The sequence below is a fragment of the Candidatus Nitrospira nitrosa genome, assembly GCF_001458735.1.
Taxonomy (GTDB): domain Bacteria; phylum Nitrospirota; class Nitrospiria; order Nitrospirales; family Nitrospiraceae; genus Nitrospira_D; species Nitrospira_D nitrosa.
This window is the reverse complement of the sequence record NZ_CZQA01000008.1, coordinates 234,775-251,911: the sequence shown is the minus strand read 5'-3', so window position 1 is coordinate 251,911 and position 17,137 is coordinate 234,775. Positions and strand designations below refer to the sequence as shown.

At 54.7% G+C, this 17,137-nt stretch carries 18 protein-coding genes; 13 read left to right on the top strand and 5 right to left on the bottom strand.

All coding sequences use genetic code 11. The annotated features are described in order from the left end of the window. Positions 1-73: 73 nt before the first annotated feature. Positions 74-1,237 carry a PQQ-dependent sugar dehydrogenase gene (locus COMA1_RS09950; protein WP_090747702.1) on the bottom strand — a complete coding sequence of 388 codons (1,164 nt, stop codon included), beginning with the start codon at positions 1,235-1,237 and terminating at the stop codon, positions 74-76. Between the two features lie 353 nt (positions 1,238-1,590). Between COMA1_RS09950 and COMA1_RS09945 the strand changes: the two genes are divergently transcribed. The 4 genes from COMA1_RS09945 (at position 1,591) to COMA1_RS09930 (ending at position 8,057) form a co-directional block, all read left to right on the top strand. Beyond that, positions 1,591-3,645, top strand: a complete 2,055-nt coding sequence (locus COMA1_RS09945) for a sodium-translocating pyrophosphatase (protein WP_090747699.1) — start codon at positions 1,591-1,593, stop codon at positions 3,643-3,645. Positions 3,646-3,814: 169 nt separating this feature from the next. Then, the gene (locus tag COMA1_RS09940; RefSeq protein WP_090747696.1) at positions 3,815-4,012 is read left to right on the top strand and encodes a ubiquitin-like protein Pup; all 198 of its coding nucleotides are present in this window, start codon (positions 3,815-3,817) and stop codon (positions 4,010-4,012) included. Between the two features lie 169 nt (positions 4,013-4,181). Further along, positions 4,182-5,879: a single-stranded-DNA-specific exonuclease RecJ gene (recJ, locus tag COMA1_RS09935; RefSeq protein WP_090748851.1), complete on the top strand. Its 1,698-nt coding sequence runs from the start codon at positions 4,182-4,184 to the stop codon at positions 5,877-5,879. A gap of 3 nt (positions 5,880-5,882) precedes the next feature. Then, positions 5,883-8,057 (top strand): RelA/SpoT family protein, encoded by a 2,175-nt coding sequence (locus COMA1_RS09930; RefSeq protein ID WP_090747694.1) that lies wholly within the window; start codon positions 5,883-5,885, stop codon positions 8,055-8,057. A gap of 53 nt (positions 8,058-8,110) precedes the next feature. On the opposite strand, the gene COMA1_RS09925 is transcribed toward COMA1_RS09930, so the two are convergent. Continuing rightward, positions 8,111-8,587 (bottom strand): DUF192 domain-containing protein, encoded by a 477-nt coding sequence (locus COMA1_RS09925; protein ID WP_090747691.1) that lies wholly within the window; start codon positions 8,585-8,587, stop codon positions 8,111-8,113. Between the two features lie 130 nt (positions 8,588-8,717). On the opposite strand from COMA1_RS09925, the gene COMA1_RS09920 reads away from it, so the two are divergent. After that, a complete protein-coding gene (locus COMA1_RS09920; RefSeq protein ID WP_090747688.1) occupies positions 8,718-8,903 on the top strand; it encodes a hypothetical protein in 186 nt (61 codons plus the stop codon). Between the two features lie 35 nt (positions 8,904-8,938). Next, positions 8,939-9,580 carry a flavodoxin family protein gene (locus tag COMA1_RS09915; protein ID WP_141654292.1) on the top strand — a complete coding sequence of 214 codons (642 nt, stop codon included), beginning with the start codon at positions 8,939-8,941 and terminating at the stop codon, positions 9,578-9,580. Positions 9,581-9,709: 129 nt separating this feature from the next. On the opposite strand, the gene COMA1_RS09910 is transcribed toward COMA1_RS09915, so the two are convergent. Continuing rightward, on the bottom strand, positions 9,710-9,907 hold the full coding sequence (locus COMA1_RS09910; RefSeq protein ID WP_090747682.1) for a (2Fe-2S)-binding protein: 198 nt from the start codon (positions 9,905-9,907) through the stop codon (positions 9,710-9,712). A 176-nt stretch (positions 9,908-10,083) separates the two neighbouring features. Here COMA1_RS09910 and COMA1_RS09905 point away from each other — a divergent pair, with 176 nt between their 5' ends. Beyond that, a complete protein-coding gene (locus tag COMA1_RS09905) occupies positions 10,084-10,680 on the top strand; it encodes a pseudouridine synthase (protein ID WP_176697985.1) in 597 nt (198 codons plus the stop codon). A 30-nt stretch (positions 10,681-10,710) separates the two neighbouring features. Here the strand turns inward: COMA1_RS09905 and COMA1_RS09900 are convergent, their stop codons facing one another. Then, positions 10,711-12,513 (bottom strand): M3 family oligoendopeptidase, encoded by a 1,803-nt coding sequence (locus COMA1_RS09900; protein ID WP_090747676.1) that lies wholly within the window; start codon positions 12,511-12,513, stop codon positions 10,711-10,713. Between the two features lie 151 nt (positions 12,514-12,664). On the opposite strand from COMA1_RS09900, the gene COMA1_RS09895 reads away from it, so the two are divergent. Genes COMA1_RS09895 through COMA1_RS09885 form a run of 3 tightly spaced genes read left to right on the top strand, consistent with a single transcriptional unit; the run spans position 12,665 to position 14,376 of the window. Then, complete coding sequence (locus tag COMA1_RS09895; RefSeq protein WP_090747673.1) at positions 12,665-12,994, top strand: hypothetical protein; 330 nt, start codon at positions 12,665-12,667, stop codon at positions 12,992-12,994. A 3-nt stretch (positions 12,995-12,997) separates the two neighbouring features. After that, positions 12,998-13,843, top strand: coding sequence for a hypothetical protein (locus COMA1_RS09890; protein WP_090747669.1), 846 nt, complete (start codon positions 12,998-13,000; stop codon positions 13,841-13,843). A gap of 35 nt (positions 13,844-13,878) precedes the next feature. Beyond that, positions 13,879-14,376, top strand: a complete 498-nt coding sequence (locus tag COMA1_RS09885) for a DUF7684 family protein (protein WP_090747666.1) — start codon at positions 13,879-13,881, stop codon at positions 14,374-14,376. Here COMA1_RS09885 and COMA1_RS09880 read toward each other — a convergent pair. Continuing rightward, positions 14,371-14,682, bottom strand: coding sequence for a tetratricopeptide repeat protein (locus COMA1_RS09880; protein ID WP_090747663.1), 312 nt, complete (start codon positions 14,680-14,682; stop codon positions 14,371-14,373). The genes COMA1_RS09885 and COMA1_RS09880 overlap by 6 nt on opposite strands. A gap of 128 nt (positions 14,683-14,810) precedes the next feature. Between COMA1_RS09880 and COMA1_RS09875 the strand changes: the two genes are divergently transcribed. The 3 genes from COMA1_RS09875 to smbP all read left to right on the top strand — a co-directional run bounded on the left by COMA1_RS09875 (position 14,811) and on the right by smbP (position 17,103). After that, the gene (locus COMA1_RS09875; RefSeq protein ID WP_090747661.1) at positions 14,811-15,755 is read left to right on the top strand and encodes a histone deacetylase family protein; all 945 of its coding nucleotides are present in this window, start codon (positions 14,811-14,813) and stop codon (positions 15,753-15,755) included. A 35-nt stretch (positions 15,756-15,790) separates the two neighbouring features. Beyond that, on the top strand, positions 15,791-16,669 hold the full coding sequence (locus COMA1_RS09870) for a sulfurtransferase (protein ID WP_176697984.1): 879 nt from the start codon (positions 15,791-15,793) through the stop codon (positions 16,667-16,669). Positions 16,670-16,755: 86 nt separating this feature from the next. After that, the gene (gene smbP / locus COMA1_RS09865) at positions 16,756-17,103 is read left to right on the top strand and encodes a small metal-binding protein SmbP (protein ID WP_090747655.1); all 348 of its coding nucleotides are present in this window, start codon (positions 16,756-16,758) and stop codon (positions 17,101-17,103) included. Positions 17,104-17,137 lie beyond the last annotated feature (34 nt).

Below are 17,137 nucleotides of genomic sequence, written 5' to 3'. Positions count from 1 at the left end.
AGGACTATAGCAAAGTCAGCGAGCGTCGTAAACCTACTGGGCGATGACCCAGTCTTGCACCATCGGGATATTCCTAATTCGGGACGATCCGAAACACCGTACCAGTGAGCGTTGTCAGGTAGAGCTCTCCAAGGCCATCTTGACCAAAACTTGAGATGGAGGGGCTGCCGAGCAGCGGCCATTCGGTTTGCTCAATGACTGAGCCATTGTTCAAGCGGAAACTGCGGACGAACCCGGCACAGAAATCGGCGTAGAAGTAGGTCCCATGGATGGCGGGCACCACTTGTCCTCGGTAGACATGGCCGCCGATGACGGAGCAGGCTCCCTTGTCGTGTGTGTATTCTACGATCGGGAGGGTGAGGGTGCCAGGATCGCAGTTCGACGTTGGATTGAAACAGGCTGATCCTTCCATGAGCCGCCAGCCGTAGTTCAGCCCGCGGCCCGCATGAGGACCTGTTGACACATTGATCTCTTCTCGCGCATCTTGGCCGACATCGCCGATGTAGAGATCCTCGCCGTCAAACGAAAATCGCCAGGGATTGCGTAGTCCATAGCCCCAGACGAGCGGATGGCCGCTACCCAAGACGAATGGGTTGAGCGTTCCGTTGGTACAGGCCGTTCCTGTTGTTGGATCGATCCGAAGGAGTTTCCCGAGTCGGCTTGTGAGACTCTGTGACTGATTGCTGGGATCTCCCGCCCCACCACCATCACCGATTCCAGCATACAGGCACCCATCTGGCCCGAAGGCGATCATACCGCCGTTATGGTTTGCAAAGGCCTGATGGGGAATGGAGACCAGGATAGCCTGTGAAGCCGGATCAGCCACGTTCGGATTCGTTGCCGAGGCTAGAAAGCGGGCAATGATGATCGTGCCGGTGGTATCCGTATAGGAAACGTAGAATCGGCCGTTGGCGTTGTACTCTGGATCAAAGGCCAGTCCTAAGAGTCCGCGCTCTCCGCCGCTCGTGATCCCGGCTAGGGTCAGAAACGTTCCCAGCTCGGCTCCGGTGGTTCTGTTGAGAACCTTGATCGTCCCTCCCTGTTCCACAACAAACAGGCGATCGATATCTCCGGGAGGCGCAGTCAGGAGTATCGGGGCGCTTAGATTCTTCGTGACCGTTTGGAGTTTGAGACTAGTCAGAGCTGAGGCCGAGTTCCTTGTCGGGTTTTCACTGCCGCATGCAGCGAGTAGGCTGACCAGGTACAAGCACTGGATTATCAAGATGGACAGTCTCATGCGTAACCTCTTGTTCTCTATGGAGATGAACGGTCTCTCTCCCTCCCTATCCGTCAGCACCTCTTTCGCCCCTATAGATGGTGAGAGATCTCATGTATCAGTCCCCCAGGATATATCCGAGCAGCGTCTGACAGTATGGATCAGACTAGGGAGGTGATTGCAAGGTGACCGTATTTGGTCTTGATCCCTCCCGTGAGACTCCATTAGAATAGCCCAGCTTTTCGGGTGGCTCGCTTCAAAATCGACTCTGCCCACCTTAGGATTTACCCACTCGCGCATGTACTTTGGATGGGTTGAAGCCACGGAGAGCCGTGCGACATCAGGAATCCGTTTAACCAGTAGGAGGATCTCCCGTGAGTGACTCAGCGATTATCACATTTGCCCTCATCGCGGCTGTGGCGGGCATTGGCTATGGGTTGTATCTGGCGATGTGGGTGTTCAAGCTTGATGCCGGCAACGCAAAGATGCAGGAAATTGCAAAGGCGATTCAGGAAGGCGCCAGCGCCTATATGAATCGACAATACAAAACCGTCGGTTATGTTGCCGCAGGTCTGTTTGTTGTGCTGGCCGCAGCCGGCGCAGTCTCAGATAAATTTGGGTTGCTGACGGCGACAGGGTTCTTGGTCGGCGCGAGCGCGTCGGCGCTCGCCGGTTATGTGGGTATGATCATTGCGGTTCGCGCCAATGTGCGGACGGCACAAGCGGCTCATAATGGGTTGAATGCGGCCCTGGTTGTGGCGTTTCGTGGTGGCGCGGTGACGGGTCTCTTATTGATCGGTCTCGGGCTGTTGGCTATTACAGGGTTCTATTCGATCGCCGAATCGATGGCCGGTCAGGAAAAGGCCATTCACGCATTGCTCAGTCTCGGATTCGGTGGAAGCTTGATCTCCGTGTTTGCGCGCGTCGGTGGAGGAATTTACACAAAGGCAGCGGACGTCGGGGCAGACTTGGTCGGCAAGGTGGAGGCAGGGATTCCTGAAGACGATCCACGGAACCCGGCGGTCATCGCGGATAACGTGGGTGACAATGTCGGTGATTGCGCAGGCATGGCGGCGGATCTTTTTGAAACCTATGCCGTTACGACGGTTGCGGCGATGGTGTTGGCCTTTACCATGTTCAAGGGAGCCACGGCGCCTATTCTGTATCCTCTCGCGTTGGGTGGCATCACGATCTTTGCGACGATCGTCGGTATTCTCTTTGTCAAGGTCGCTCCGGGTGGCGACATCATGCCTGCTCTGTATAAGGGGTTGTTTGTGGCCGGAGGGATTGCCGCACTCGCTTTCTTGCCCGTGACCTTTATGATCATGGGCGGAGTCGGTGGTGTCGGTGGATTCAGCTACTACATGGCCGCATTGTTTGGCTTAGCCGTCACCTTGGCTCTTGTCTTCATCACCGACTACTACACCTCAAAGGAGTATGAGCCGGTGAAGTACATTTCGAAAGCCAGTGAAACCGGCCATGCGACGAACATCATTGCCGGTTTGGCGGTGGGCATGCAGTCGACAGCGGCTCCAGTCGTGGTGATTTCGATGGCGATCCTCGGCAGCTACTGGGTCTGTGGCGGTGCTGAGTCCGGTGGGCTGTACGGTGTGGCGGTGGCGGCCGTATCCATGCTCTCGATGGCTGGAATCGTGGTGGCAATCGATGCGTTTGGCCCGATTACGGACAATGCCGGCGGTATCGCTGAAATGTCGCACTTGGGTAAAGAAGTTCGGGACATCACAGATCCATTGGATGCTGTGGGCAATACAACAAAAGCGGTGACCAAGGGCTATGCCATCGGGTCTGCCGGGTTGGCGGCCGTGGTGCTCTTTGCCGAATACTCGCGGGAAGTCGCAGCACATAATCCGGCGCTGGCGGCCTTCGATCTCTCGAATCCAAAAGTCTTGGTTGGTCTCTTTCTGGGCGGCATGTTGCCATTCATCTTCGGCTCCATGTGTATGAGGGCCGTTGGTGAAGCCGGCGGGCTGATTGTGGAAGAGGTGCGGCGGCAATTCAGAACGATCCCAGGCATTATGGAAGGCACGGGTAAGCCAGAGTATGGCACCTGTGTCGATATCGTGACTCAGGCCGCGATCCAAAAGATGATGATCCCTGGTTTGATTCCCGTGGCGGCACCGGTCGTCGTCGGTTTAGTGCTTGGCCCACAGGCGCTCGGCGGGGTATTGGTCGGCAGCATCGTGACCGGTCTGTTTGTTGCAATTTCCATGACGAGTGGCGGCGGTGCCTGGGACAATGCTAAGAAATTTATCGAAGAGCAGGGGTTGAAGGGCACCGACACCCATAAGGCGGCGGTGACCGGCGACACGGTTGGTGATCCGTATAAGGATACGGCGGGACCGGCGGTGAATCCGATGATCAAGGTCATTAATATTGTGGCCCTGCTTATCATTTCGTTGATCGTCTGATAGAAGATTCGAGATGGAGTGAGTGACGCGCCGTTTCCCGGATGGGAAACGGCGCTTTTCGTTTCTGCCCTTGCCTTGACGGGTTTCCGTTCCCTAGAGTAAGGTGCATGTATATCAGGTAGTTGCGAGCTGACCGCGAGGATTTCCCTGGATGACAGGAGGTGCTCGAATGGAAAAGCAAGAACGAAAGCAAGAGCCGAGACGCGAACCACAAAGCAAGGAAGAGGTCAAAGCCAACCCGAAGGTCGTGGAGACCGGGAAGAAGCTGAAAGAAGATATCGATAAGCTGGTGGATGAAATTGACGATGTGCTCGAAAAGAACGCTGAGGAATTTGTGAAGAACTATGTACAAAAAGGAGGCGAATAAGCGCTTGATTCCCTTCGCATCTCTTTGATTCCCTCTTAGATGATACCCCGTCGGTATTCTCCTCACTGTGTTGTTTGACAAAGAAGCAGTGACTTATTAGAGTCTGGCTGGTTTTCCTGAGTGGCTTGTCCAAAATCGTCCTATGGCCCAGGTTGAGAAGGAGGCTGAGGTGAAGTCTAAACTCTGGGTCTTTCGGCAAGTTGACCCGATCCAACGGGGCCGTCTCTCGCAGGCCTTATCCATTTCTTCCGCAACCGCTTCATTGTTGCTCAACCGGGGTGTGACGAATGTGGATCAGGCCGTGGCCTGGATGTCCCCGCTCCAAACCCATGATCCTTTCTTGATCCCCGATATCGAGCGGGCCGTTGACCGTTTGCATCAGGCTATGCAACGGCATGAGCGCGTCTGTTTTTATGGTGACTACGATGTGGACGGCATGTCCGCGACCAGTGTGTATGTGTCATTTTTCCGCGATCTTGGGGCGCAGGTTCGCGCCTACATACCGCATCGCCTGCGTGAAGGGTACGGACTCAATGAGCATGCGGTTCGAGCCCTGGCGCAGGAAGGCATCACGCTATTGGTCACGTCTGATTGCGGGACGACGTCGCATCGTGAGATCGCTCTCGCGAGTCAACTAGGGATCGATGTGATCGTGACGGATCACCATCAGAGCGACATGGAGATGGTGCCGGCTTTAGCGGTGATGAACCCCTATCGGCCGGATGCGCGATATCCGTTTCATGGGCTCTGTTCCGGTGGTCTTGCGTACAAGGTGGTGCAGGCGTATGAGAAGAAATATGGTTCTGGTTCGGTGCCGCTCGAGTCCTTGTTGGACTTGGTGGCGCTGGCCACCATCGCCGATGTGGTTCCGCTACAGGACGAAAATCGGCTGTTTGTTCGCGAAGGTCTGACGCAGATTTCGCGTGGCGCACGCTGTGGCCTACGAGCCTTGAAACAGGTCGCCGGCGTGACTCGTGACTGCGCGGCGGATACGATCGCGTTTAAACTCGCGCCTCGGTTGAATGCCGCAGGGCGGTTGGACGAGGCGATCAAAGGAGTCAGACTTTTAACGACGGAGTCTGAACAGGAAGCTCACGAGTTGGCTGAAGAGCTGGACCAGCTGAATCACAGGCGCCGGGAACTTGAGGCGACGATACTTGATGAGGCATTGACGCAGGTTGCGGCGCGGGAGTTGCCCGGAGGCATCGTGCTCTATGCGCGAGAGTGGCATCTTGGGGTTGTCGGTATCGTAGCTGCCCGAATCATGGAACGCTTTCACCGTCCAACGATCGTTATTGCGATCAATGAAGACGGTATCGGCAAAGGTTCAGCGAGGACTGTGCCGGGTTTTGATCTCTATCAGGCATTGGCCGGATGCCGAGACCTGCTGATCGCGTTTGGAGGTCATCCCAGTGCAGCAGGAGTGACGATCAAAGAAGAACGATTGCCCGAGTTCGCCGAACGGTTTGCTGCGACGGCGGAAGCGTGGATGTGCAGTACGCAAACCGTTCCGATGTTGCATCTGGATTCCGAACTGCAGCTGGATGAGGTCACGCTACAGCTGATCCGAGAAATAGGAACACTGCACCCGTTCGGCGCGGGCAATCCAGAGCCGACCTTCGCCGTGAGGGGATTGAACGTCCTGCAAGCTCGCGTCGTGGGGGAGAAACATTTGAAGATGACGGTTCGGCAGGGAAGATCGGTGCCGTTTGATAGTATCGGATTCGGAATGAAGTCCCTCGAAGAACAGGGATTATCGCTCAAGACGCCGATCGACGTCGCATTTACGCCGGAGCTCAATCACTGGAACGGTCATGACCGAATCCAATTGCGCATTCGAGACATACGGGCGGCGGGAATCGAGTAACCGATGATGTACGAAACGGTCACGACGATCGATCAGCTGCTCGAGCGGGTGCAATCGTATCAGCCTGATGCTGATCTCGAGATGGTGCGAAAGGCCTACGAGTTTTCTGCGAAGGCGCATGAAGGCCAGACACGCCGTTCCGGAGAGCCCTATGTCAAACATCCCATCGCCGTAGCCGGCGTGCTGACCTCATTGAAGACCGATGTGACGGCGATCGTCGCCGGGCTGCTGCACGATACGTTGGAAGATACGGTAGCGACAGCCGGAGAGTTGCAACGAGAGTTCGGCAAGGATGTGGTGCATCTTGTCGATGGCGTTACGAAAATCGGGAAGATCACGTTCAAGAGTTCCGAGGAAAAGCAGGCCGAAAACTTCCGTAAGATGGTGTTGTCGATGGCGGATGATATCCGCGTCGTGATCATTAAGCTCGCCGACCGACTGCATAATATGCGTACGCTGGAGCATCTCAGCGAAGGAAAGCGTCTTGAGATTGCGCAAGAGACTCTGGAGATCTATGCCCCCTTGGCTAATCGGATCGGGGTCGGATGGGTGAAGAACGAACTGGAGGATCTCTGCCTCAAACATCTCAAGCCGGATGTGTACGAGATGTTACGGGTGCGTGTCGCAAAGCGTGATGAAGATCGTCAACAGTACATTCAAGAGGTGCGGGAGCTGGTCGAAAAGGCGTTGGGAGAACATGGTCTGTCCGGGGCGGTGTATGGCCGACCGAAGCATCTCTATGGCGTCTATCAAAAAATGAACAAGCAGTCGATCTCCTTCGAAGAGGTCTATGATCTCACTGCCTTGCGGATCATTACCGATACGAAGATGAACTGTTATGCGCTGCTGGGAGTGATTCACTCCCTCTGGCGCCCGCTGCCAGGCCGTTTTAAGGACTATATCGCCATTCCAAAATCCAATCTATATCAATCGCTCCACACCACCGTGGTCGGGCCCAAGGGCGAGCATGTCGAATTCCAGATCCGAACGGAAGAAATGCATCGGGTCGCCGAATACGGGATTGCGGCGCATTGGAAGTATAAGGAGCAAGGGCGTGTCCAGGATAAGGACAGTAAAGCCTTTGGGTGGCTGAGGCAGTTCATCGAATGGCAAAGCGATTTGCCGGATAATCGTCAGTTCATGGATTCGGTCAAACTCGAATTGTTCCATGATGTCGTGTATGTCTTCACGCCCAAGGGAACGGTCAAAGAGTTGCCGAAAGATTCGACGCCGGTCGATTTTGCCTATGCGATCCATACTGAGGTCGGTGACCATTGTGTAGGAGCGAAGGTGAACGGCAAGATCGTGCCGCTCAAATATGAGCTGGAGAGCGGCGACACGATTGAAATTCTGACGTCGCCGAATCAGACGCCGCACAAAGATTGGCTCAAGTTTGTCCGTACCTCGCGAGCCAAGACAAAAATCAAACATTGGATTAAAGCCGAGGAGCAGAAACGGAGTCTCGAGATCGGTCGGCGCTTGCTGGAGACGGAATTCCGGCGGCATGGATTAGCTCCTGCCCAAGTGTTGAAGTCGAGCGAATTGGTTGAGGTTGCCAAGCAAGAAGGATATGAGACGACCGATGAACTGACGATCGCCATTGGATTTGGGCATATTGCGACGGCGCAGGTTGTGAATCGATTGATTACACCGGCATCCGAGACCACACCGGTTTTGCCTGAACCCTCGACATCCCACAAGGTATTGAGCAGCCGAGACGGAGAGCAAGGTGTTCAGGTTAAGGGTGGACGTGATTTGCTGATGCAGTTGTCCCGCTGTTGTAATCCGGTTCCCGGTGATCGAATCTTAGGCTACATCACTCGAGGAAGGGGGCTTACGATCCACTCCGTGGATTGTCCGAATCTGGAGGCCTTGGACTATGACCGAGCTCGGTTGGTGGAGGTGGAATGGGATACCGCTGCACCCAGCCTTCATGCGGTTAAGATCGCCGTCATTGCCGAAGATAGGACGGGTGTTTTGGCGAATGTTTCTTCGGCGATCGCTGAATGTAAAGCGAATATCAGTCGTGCTGAAATCATCACGCGTGAAGACCGAAAGGCCGAGTTGGATTTTATTGTAGAGGTTGCCGACACGGCTCATCTGAATCGAGTTTTGAAAACCATTGAACGGATTGATGGCGTGATTACGACGCGACGAATTCGGTCGTGGCAGCGTTAATCCTGATGAAGATGTGTCGAGGAGGCGATGGGAGCCTGGTATTGAACGAAGCGTTAGGGCTGGCCGAACTGCAATTTTGATCCTTTTTCGATCTTATATCCGTCAACCGTTCCTCCAGCAATCTCAAGGACGTACACCGCGTCATCACTATTCGGGCGATACTGCGGGCAGGAGTCATCACTCTTCGTGCAAATGGGCACGTTGCGCTCGATGTGCGTCACACGTTTCTTCCCGTCGATCCAGATGAGGTCGAGCGCGATCTTGGTGTTCTTCATCCAGAAGTTCCAGGCCTGGGGCTGGCCAAAGAAAAACAGCATGCCGTGATCTTTTTTGAGATGGTCTCGATACATCAGCCCCACCGAGCGCTTTAACGGCGTGTCGGCGACTTCGGCCTTGAGCGTGATTCCCGATGGCGTTTGAATGGAAACCAGATCGGATCCCGCGGCGCGAGCTGCCTCTCTGTCACTGACAAGGAGTCCACCGGCGGTGACGATAGAAAGAGCAAGCCAAACTGAGAGTTTTTGGCGCATCAGGGCATCCTAATGATCGCAACCTTCTCCAGTCAAGAAGGCTGTTTTTGTGAGCGTAGTACTGGCTACCATCATGTTGCAATCTTCTCGTGTCTTGTGCGATTCTCCAATCGAATCAAGCGAGGAACCTATGCAAGAGAAGCGGCGGGTGTTGTACAAAAAAGGCGTGTTTGTGTGCCCTGGATGTCGCCAGTCCTATGTTCAGGAGAAATGGATCGAAGAGTGGCGGATTCGATGTCATCGCTGTACCTATCGTGGAACGCTGACCGAAGTGTCGGTGGAAGAGCATATGGAGGAAGAGACATTCCGGCACTGACCCTCTGACCGTTGTTCTATCTGGACCATCACCTCGTGGCGGCACTCTACACGCAACGTTCCTCTTCAGCCTCCCCTCTGTCTTTCATTGCCATCGCTCTGCTGCTCTTCACTCTCTCTACCGGCTGCGCCTCATGGTCTTGGGCGGACGAGGCCTCTCCGGTCGTAAAGATTCTCGTGACCTATCACTCTCTTTCCGGCCATACGGAACGGATGGCAGAGGCGGTCGTTGTGGGGGCTCAGTCTGTGCCGAATACTGTGGTGGTCCTCAAACGTGTCAGCCTGGTGACGGCGGAAGATCTGTTCTCTTCCGATGCGGTGATCGTCGGGTCACCGGTCTACTGGTCCAACATGTCAGGAGAGGTCAAGACCTTTTTCGATAATTGGCAGTTCAAGTTCGGGGTGTTTCCTGAGTTCAAAATGAAAAACAAAGTCGGTGCGGCGTTTGCGACCGGCGGACAAGTCTCCAGTGGCAAGGAAGTCACGATGCTGACGATTCTTGCTGCCATGCTGGGCAATCAGATGATCGTGGTGAGCGGTGGGGGTGCATTCGGCGCATCCGCCACGACAGAAGGCGACAGTCCGGGGATTGACAAGCAGGAACTTGCCGATGCAAGGGCTCTGGGCCAGCGAGTCGCAGATGTAGCTACACTGATCCGCAGCGCCTCTTCTAAGTAAGCTGGTTCTTGTAAAAAACCATCCCGTCGACAACGATGGTCAAACAATCGGAAGGGAAGTTACCTGAAGGGAAAGCCTTACGCGCTGAGGTCGCGAATATTTGGGTGAGGATTCAGGGGAAATCCAGGGCTATTGTCTTGGGCAAGAGGCTCCAGTTCCTTGAACGGCGACCTCGATGAATTCATGGATGTTCTTGGCGCAGCGCCCGCAACAGCCGTGACACTTCAGGTCAAACTTGGTTTTGAGCTGGTTGGCCGTCACGATTCCGGCCCGTCCCGCTGCTCGGACTTCTGACTCGGTGATTCCTTTGCACAAGCACATGTACATGGAATTCTCCCTTCTGCGATTATGAGAAGCATTCTCAGTATGCCAGATGGTGGGTATTCTGTCAACTCATGCAAAACGCTCTACTGGAGGCCTACTTGGTGTCCATTTCCGCTTCTTGCTGGTTGGAAATGGATAGCAGGTGGGGTTAAACGATCAGCGTAGCGCTCGAGGTGAGCATGTCTGTCCGCACCATCGCATTCAATAAACCCTATGGGGTGTTGCCGTGCTTCACCGACCCGGAAGGAAGGCCGACGTTGGCGGACTATGTCAGCATACCTGATGTCTATGCGGCGGGGCGTCTCGATCAGGACAGCGAGGGATTGATGATTTTGACATCGGATGGCGTTCTCGCCCATCGGATTACGGACCCTCAGCATAAGCTACCAAAAGTCTACTTGGTGCAGGTTGAACGGATCCCTGCTGAACAAGCAATTACGCAACTCTCCCAAGGAGTGGTGCTTGCTGGAAAACGAACAAGGCCGGCACAGGTTGTACTATTGCCCAATGAACCAGTGCTACCCGAGCGGCCAGTGCCTATCAGATTTCGGAAAAACGTTCCAACCGCCTGGCTGGAAATTACGATCCACGAAGGGATGAATCGGCAGGTTCGTCGCATGACGGCGGCAGTCGGTCATCCCACCTTGCGGTTGGTGCGCATTGCTATCGGGCCGGTTCGACTCGGCAATCTCAGCTCAGGTGAATGGCGTGTGTTACGGGAGAATGACATAACTACTCTAACCAGTCGTCACTCCTCCTCCTCACCCGACGGATGAGCCCATTTCTGTCACCACCAATCCCGCGGCTCACATCGTTTCTTCCAGCTGTTCCACCATCTCCCGGATCGTATCGAACCCCGATTGCCAGAAGGCTTCTGACGTCATATCGACGCCGACGGTGGATAGGATCTGCTGCGGTGACTGCGAGCCCCCGGTAGCCAGGAGATCCAGATACTTGGGCACGAACGAGGTTCCCTGTTCCTTGTACATGCGGTACAGTGCCAGCACGAGTAAGTTTCCAAAGCTATAGGCATAACAATAGAACGGGCTGGCAAAAATATGAGGAATAGTCAGCCACTCCCATTGAAATTCATCCGGTACCTTTACGGCCTTTCCAAACTGTTGCCGCAGTTCTTGGCCGTAGGCCTTGGCCAATTGCTCAGCCGTTGCGCCGTCCGCAATCATCTGATGGGCAAGCTTTTCGAATCGAACGAAGTAGGCTTGCCGCAGCACGGTGGCGTAAATATCGTCCAATTGGCCTAACAGAAGTCCCTGTTGAACAGCCTTGTTCCGTTCCTGGGACATCAGAGCATCGGAGAGAATGCGTTCCCCGAAGACGGATGCGGTTTCCGCCAAGGGGAGAGTTGAATGGAAGGTGAAAGTGGAATGGTCCTTGGCCAGCATGCCATGGACAGCGTGGCCGAGTTCATGGGCCATCGTCGCGATGTCTCGGGCTTCCCCTGTGTAGTTCAGCATGACATAGGGGGTCATGCCTGGAACGATGCTGTAACAGTAGGCCCCACCTAGTTTGCCGGGGCGTGTTGGGGCGTCGATATGTCGATCGCGGAACACCTGCTCGGCCAAATCAGCCAGACGAGGCGAAAAGCCCCGATAGGCGTCGAGCACCATCGTGATGGCATCAGCGTACTGGTACTTTTGGGTTTCTGTCCGGTGCGGCGCGTACAGATGGTATCGGCTCATCGACTTAATTTTGCAGATCTTGGCTTTCAATTTGAAATAGGTCTGAAAGATGTCGGCGTTCTTCGCGCAGGACGCCAGCAGGACGTCGACGGCCTGGTCTGGCACGTCATTGCTGAGGTTGCGACTGGCAATGGGAGAAGGAAAACTGCGAAGTCCGAGGTTTTCGGATTTCAGATCGTTCACGAGCGTTTTGTAGATCTCTCCCAACAAGTCGCGCTGGGTTGCAAAAACGCGATAGAGCTCTTGATAGGCGGCCTGACGGACAGGGGCCTTCGGGTTTCGCACGTAGGTCATCAGCTCTTCCCGATTGACCGTCTTTTTCTTCCCGCCGACGGTCATGGTGAACGTGAGTCCGTTGGTCACAAGGTCGTAGAGGGTGTGGACCGCGCTTCGGCCGGTGACGTTTTTGAGGTTGAGGATCTTTTCTTCCGGTTCGGACAGGGTATGTGGCTTGAAACGCCGGATGGTTTCCAAGTGATAGCGGAGGTCACCCGCGTCCGCCATCAGACGTGCCGCATTGGCGTCGTCCACGCTTTGCCACCAGAGTTCGAAAAAAAGCAGCCGATTTGTGAGCTCTGTCAGTTGCTCTTCCACCCGCGTCTTGAGGGAACGTGCCTCGGCGTTTTTTGTGTTTTCGGAAAACCGTAGATAGGCATAGGCCCCGAGCCGTGAGGCACCTTGCGCGATCTTCTCGCTGAGATGGAGCAGCGTGAGAAGATCTTGGCTGGACATAGAAGGGGTCAGCGTCGATCGTGCGGCTTCTATTTGTGCAACCTTCGATTCCAGATCAGCCAACTGGGCGTCGATATCGGTCGCTGGGTCATTGACCAGCTGCGTCAGGTCCCATCGGTCAGGAAATTTCATACGTTTGCGTCTGGTGATACGTTGTGTCGTGGGCGTTCCGGCCATGGAGTACTCCTTCAATGGATGAGTAGAATAATGGTCGATCATACCATCGGGCTCACGCGAGAGAAGAGAAAAATATGAGATGCTAGGCCGAACGCAGCCGACTGCATTGACGGAGGCGCCGGGAATGTGACAGGTTTTCGATGTCGTTGCCATGACTGAGCAAGAAATCAATCGCGTGATTCAGTACGTGACGGCCAGCACCTCGTACGGAAGAGAGCTGGTCGCCGAGATCGTGCATACTGGATTAGGTGAACTTGTGACATTGGCCACGCAGTCCAGTCGACATTTTGACCGAGACACGCTCTTGGAGTATGTGTCGCAATGGACGATCCGGCGAACCGGTCAGCCTGAACCGCTCGTCCGTGAGGTGTTGGGTTGCGCCGGACGATGGCTGGACGATCTGTATGAAGAGGTAGCACAGCGTCGGCCGGAGTCCCTCGGTTTGTCGACCAACGATGACGAAGACTCGGCGCCGGTATGAGCGATGGCGAGATTTCGCCCACGAACGACGTTCAGGCTGACTGCACATCTTCACGGTGAGCATTCAGCGCAAGTACCCGCGTGGAAGCGCGAGGAACAAGGCCTGCCGCGTAGTCTCCATGAGCGGTGGTCGACCCTTCATCGGCACTGTGAGGATCAATCGAGCCATCTTCGCTTGGGCCGTCTCATTCGACGTTTGACGCATGCCGACTATGGAGTGAGGGAATCGGCACTTGCCGAGATTGAACTGGCCACCCAGTTGATTCGAGTCGGTGCCCGCGTCACCTTCTTGCCCGAATCGCGTGCGCGGACAGCGGATCTCGAGTGCAGAATTGGTTGTGACTGGTTTTTTGTCGAAGTCACCGCCATGGTGGGATCAGCGGAACGGCAACGGTTGCCGATCCGTGGGCTTCACCTCGATGAGGTCGAGGGTGAGGAAGAAGATCGAGGGGTGATTCTGACGCACCGGATTCTCGCGCGCATCAGGCAGAAGGCCAAGCAACTTACCGATTACTGTGATCCCGTCGTTCTCGGGATCTCGATTCCGCGAGCCGATCTGCAAGGCGACCGAGGGACCAGGCCTGAAGCGATCTGGCTGGACCTGAAGATGTTGGCCGGCACGGTGACGGTCCTGTTGATGAGTCTCCGTTCCATCAGCGCGGTGATGATTTCACTGTGGGATGTTGAGTCCTTGCCGTCAAAAGCGGCGACTAGGTTGGCCAATGTCGAATTGGTGGAGCGTCCACGGCACCAGAAGACCCAGCCACGGGTACGGTTGTTGATTCAGAATCCGGCTGCCTTAGCTGGTCTAAACGAATACCAAGAGAGTATTGTTCGACAAATAATTTAGTTCACTCAAGCTTGAATATGCGCGAGAAAGTATAAATGACTTCAAGAGTTCAAGCTCATGGAAGGCAAAAAAGTTCGGAAAGAGAGATTCTGTCTTTGGCTGTTCCTCACATAGAGCGCTTGCCTCAGACTCTTGGATTCAATAGCCAGCACTGCGTGCTGTTTCTTGCCGTTGATGCGACATCACTTGCTGATGATAAGCTCTTTTCACTTGTGGACTGGGTCATGGATCAAGGTGCTGTGTATGTGTGTGTATGGGGGGCAGGCTGTGAGCACGTACATGATGTGATCGATGAAACCATAGTTGAAACTATAGTCAAATTGGGTCAGATGGAATCGGATAGCACGATCATTATGACCACTTGGCATGATGACGAAAGTCTTGAAGAAGCATTGTGGTTTGCCTTAAATAACGCGATACCGGCAAGCGCTTATTCTGAGTCTTGCGGTGCTGTCGTTGCGGTCTCTATTGGAAACGAGCAGTGGGAGGCAAGGATATCAACCTACCTCTCTAATCCTGAACAATGGTCATAGCGAGGTTCTCAGCATCTCCAAATTCTTTGTCACCATGGCATCGCCGTTCTTAGTCGAGACATCGATGCCGGTGGCGCAGACGGCTCGGCATTCGTCGATCTGGTTCAGCTTGTGAAGTGACTGCGCCAGTGCAAAGTAGGCGGCGGAATAGGTGGGTTTCACAGTCACACATTGCCGCAGGGCTTTCGCGGCTTCTTCAAAATTCCCATCGTCCATATAGGCTTTCCCCAAGCCAAACCAGGCTACGTCGTCGTTCGGATCGATGGCGAGTACTTTCTTGAGCGGTTCAATCCTTGGATTCGGCATGGTCTTCCTCCGTGTGAGGACGATAGCAGCGCCGTTGGTACATTGTCTATGAACTTTCTTGCGTGCTAATCTGACGATATATCAGCTTGGGGTTGTACCTTTTCCATCTCTCGTTTTGCGACGTCGTCATGGGAAAAACCGGTCTCGTTTATCATCCTGCCTATCTTGAGCATGACATGGGTCCGGGACATCCGGAATCACCCAACAGGCTTCGTGCGATCATGCAGCGATTGGAGGAGAGTGGGACTGCCGCTCAACTGACTCGCATCGAGCCTCGACGAGCCGAAGATGAATGGATCACACAGGTACATACGCCGGCTTATGTGGCGTCGCTGAATCGGCATGCGCCGAAGGACGGACGTGTCTCACTCGATCCCGATACATCGATGTCGTCGGGCTCGTTGCATGCCGCTTATCTTGCGGCAGGTGGTGCATTGGCGGCGGTCGATGCCATTATGGCCCATCAGGTGGACCATGTCTTTTGTGCGGTCAGGCCTCCCGGGCACCATGCCGAAGCCGGTCGAGCGATGGGGTTTTGCCTCTTCAACAACGTTGCGATTGCGGCGCGCTATGTCCAAAAACAATACGGGCTTACCAGGGTCCTGATCGTCGATTGGGATGTGCATCATGGCAATGGGACACAGCACAGTTTTGAGGATGATCCCTCCGTGTTTTTTTTCAGTACGCACCAGTACCCGCATTATCCCGGGACAGGTCGAGGGACAGAGCGAGGTGAGGGATCTGGGGAAGGATTCACCATCAATGTGCCGATGGAGGCCGGGGAGGGGGACGAGGAGTACCATGCGATCTTCCTCAAAGCGCTTGTGCCTGTAGCCGATGAGTTCAAGCCGGAGTTTGTGATCATCTCAGCGGGATTCGATGCTCACAAAGACGATCCCTTGGCCAGTATGGGGCTGACGGAGGCTGGATACACCGATCTGACACACATCGTTGTGGGGATCGCCAAGCGCCACGCCAAGGGCCGTATCCTGTCTTCGCTCGAAGGCGGCTACAACCTCACTGCGTTGGCCTACTCCGTGGATGCCCACATCAAAGCCTTAGTGAGTGCATGAATCCAGCACAACTGGTTTATAAGAGGAATGATATCGTGAACCACCCATTCTTGATCGATACCGACACACTTCAAGGGCAATTGGGGAAACCTGGTTTGGTCGTCATCGACGTGCGGGGCCGAGCGGCCTATGAATTCGGTGGCCATATCCCGGGGGCCGTCCATTCGACGTGGCATGAATACAGTGACCCCAAGGCTGTGGCGAAGGGATTGCTCAATCCAGATTTTCGTCAGATTGAAGAGATCCTTCGTCGTCTTGGAATCAATCACGACAGCGATGTCGTGATCTACTCGAACCCCTTCGACAATTGGGGCGATGAAGGACGGATGTTTTGGATGTTGGAGTATCTGGGGCACCAACGGCTGCGTATTCTGGATGGAGGATGGGTGAAATGGACGGCAGAGCAGCGGCCCTTTGAGCATGGGCCGGTGTCGTCAGCAATGGGTAACTTTACAGCGCGACCGGTGCCCGCGTTGATGATGGTAAAAGACGATCTGAAAACGATTGTGGACATGCCCCATCCTCAGACGGCCATTCTGGATGCTCGGAGTGTGGAAGAATATCTAGGGAAAGAATTGTCGGGGATTCCACGACCGGGACATATTCCATCAGCCATTCATCTGGCGTGGAACGGATTTTTAAATAAGGATGCCACGATCAAGGACGTTACCGTGATTCAGGAGATGTTGCTGGCCAAGGGAATCCACCCCGACCAAGACGTTGTATGCTACTGTACCGGTGGGGTACGATCAGCCTGGCTCTACTTTATTCTCAAGCTGGTGGGGTATCCAAAGGTCAGCAACTATCCAGGATCATGGTGGGAGTGGAGTCGGGACTTCGCCGCCCCGGTCGAGAAGGATTTGCAGGCGCTGCAGAGAATTCTTGGATTTTCCTCGTTCCCCCAACATTCTTGACAGTCGTGAGACACGCTGTGTAAGGTGAATTCATAGGTCGTCGCATTATTGCGAATGATGAATCTTCACCCATCAAGGAGGCAGCCATGATGAGAAGAATCCTTCGTTGTGTATTAGTGGTGATTGGGGGGGGCTTGTTGCTCGGGGCTCCGGTGTCGAATAGTCTCGCGCTGGCCGGTGACAAGCATGTGGCGGAAGCGGTCGAACATGCGAAGGGTGCGGCCTCGCATGGCAAAGAAGGCCATGCGGACGCCTGTGTGCAACATGCAGAAGAGGCGCTGAAGCATGCGACGGCTGCGGGTGGGAAAAACCCGCATTTACTTGAAGGGGTGAAGCACCTGACGGAAGCGGTGAAGCATGGCAAAGCTGGTCATGCGGATGCCTGCACGGAACATGCTGACGGCGGCGCGACGCATCTGGCTGAAGTGAAGTAACTCCAAAAGTTGATCGTCGTCGATTGACAACCGT

Coding starts and splice junctions, on each gene's coding strand:
- COMA1_RS09940 (WP_090747696.1), top strand. CDS start 3,815: ATGGAAAAGCAAGAACGAAAGCAAGAGCCGAGACGCGAACCACAAAGC.
- COMA1_RS09890 (WP_090747669.1), top strand. CDS start 12,998: ATGGCGAGATTTCGCCCACGAACGACGTTCAGGCTGACTGCACATCTT.
- COMA1_RS09910 (WP_090747682.1), bottom strand. CDS start 9,907: ATGTACATGTGCTTGTGCAAAGGAATCACCGAGTCAGAAGTCCGAGCA.
- COMA1_RS09925 (WP_090747691.1), bottom strand. CDS start 8,587: ATGCGCCAAAAACTCTCAGTTTGGCTTGCTCTTTCTATCGTCACCGCC.
- COMA1_RS09950 (WP_090747702.1), bottom strand. CDS start 1,237: ATGAGACTGTCCATCTTGATAATCCAGTGCTTGTACCTGGTCAGCCTA.
- COMA1_RS09885 (WP_090747666.1), top strand. CDS start 13,879: ATGACTTCAAGAGTTCAAGCTCATGGAAGGCAAAAAAGTTCGGAAAGA.
- COMA1_RS09875 (WP_090747661.1), top strand. CDS start 14,811: ATGGGAAAAACCGGTCTCGTTTATCATCCTGCCTATCTTGAGCATGAC.
- COMA1_RS09900 (WP_090747676.1), bottom strand. CDS start 12,513: ATGGCCGGAACGCCCACGACACAACGTATCACCAGACGCAAACGTATG.
- smbP (WP_090747655.1), top strand. CDS start 16,756: ATGATGAGAAGAATCCTTCGTTGTGTATTAGTGGTGATTGGGGGGGGC.
- COMA1_RS09905 (WP_176697985.1), top strand. CDS start 10,084: ATGTCTGTCCGCACCATCGCATTCAATAAACCCTATGGGGTGTTGCCG.
- COMA1_RS09880 (WP_090747663.1), bottom strand. CDS start 14,682: ATGCCGAATCCAAGGATTGAACCGCTCAAGAAAGTACTCGCCATCGAT.
- COMA1_RS09930 (WP_090747694.1), top strand. CDS start 5,883: ATGATGTACGAAACGGTCACGACGATCGATCAGCTGCTCGAGCGGGTG.
- COMA1_RS09920 (WP_090747688.1), top strand. CDS start 8,718: ATGCAAGAGAAGCGGCGGGTGTTGTACAAAAAAGGCGTGTTTGTGTGC.
- COMA1_RS09895 (WP_090747673.1), top strand. CDS start 12,665: ATGACTGAGCAAGAAATCAATCGCGTGATTCAGTACGTGACGGCCAGC.